Genomic DNA, 969 nt, shown 5'->3' on the forward strand with positions numbered 1-969 from the left:
GGTCCAGCATGGCCGCGACGGAGGGCTCGGCCCCGCGGCGTTCCGCGCCCGGGGCCGCGGTCAGCAGCAGCAAGGCGCCGGCGGTGTCTATCGTCTCGATGCCGGAGAGGTCGAGCACGGCCACGCCGCCTTCCGCCGCGCGCATCGCCGCCGGCCAGAGGCGCGCCGCCGCCGCGGCGTCCAGCCGGCCATGCGCGGCCAGAATGCGGCCACCCGAGCCGTCCGTCGCCTCCAGCCGCGCCGTCGCGTCACCGATGCCGCCGTCCATGCGGTCGATTGGACCCATCCGGCGCCGCGCCGCAAGACTTTCCTGCGCGGATCATGCCTGGCGCGCAAAGGTCTGGCCCTCATGCGAAGGGCATGGCGCAGGGTCGGGATCAGTCCGTCAGCGCGTGGATCAGCACCGCGGCCGCGACCGAAACATTCAGGCTTTCCACAGGACCGGCCGCGGGCAGGGTGACCCGGCCGGCACAGGCGGCGATCGTCGCGGGGGACAGCCCGTCCTCCTCATTGCCGAGCACGAGCGCGATCGGCCGGTCGCGCGGCACGGCGGCGGGCGGGGTGCCGCCGCGCGGCACGGCGGCGAGGGTCAGCATGGCGGGGGCGAGCGCATGCAGCGCGGCGGGCAGGTCCTGCGCGGCGAAAAGCTCAAGCGCCTCGAGCCCGCCTTCGGAGGTGCGGAACGCGGCATCCGACAGCCCCGCCTGGCGCGGATCGCCCGACAGCACCAGCGCGCGGCAGCCGAGGAAGGCGGCGGACCGCGCGATGGCGCCGAGATTGTGCGGGTTGCCGATGCCGTCCAGCACGGGTGTCACGCGCGCGGCGGGCAGCGTGCGCGGATCGAGCGCCGGCACCGCGCGCGGCCAGGCCAGGGCGACGATGCCGCCATGGTGCGGCGTGCCGGCGATGCGCGCTAGCTCCTCCGGCGGCACCTCCCGATACGGCCTGCGCGCGCGCGCCAGCACGGCG

2 protein-coding genes are annotated in these 969 nt (G+C 76.3%); both read right to left on the reverse strand.

The features are described from left to right. Positions 1-268 (reverse strand): STAS domain-containing protein (locus HW577_RS25630; protein WP_198378902.1); only part of this gene is annotated, 268 nt, incomplete at its 3' end. Positions 269-377: 109 nt separating this feature from the next. Then, positions 378-969 (reverse strand): TrmH family RNA methyltransferase (locus HW577_RS25635; protein WP_232475247.1); only part of this gene is annotated, 592 nt, incomplete at its 5' end.

It is taken from the genome of Neoroseomonas rubea, from assembly GCF_016106015.1.
Classification (GTDB): Bacteria; Pseudomonadota; Alphaproteobacteria; order Acetobacterales; family Acetobacteraceae; genus Neoroseomonas; species Neoroseomonas rubea.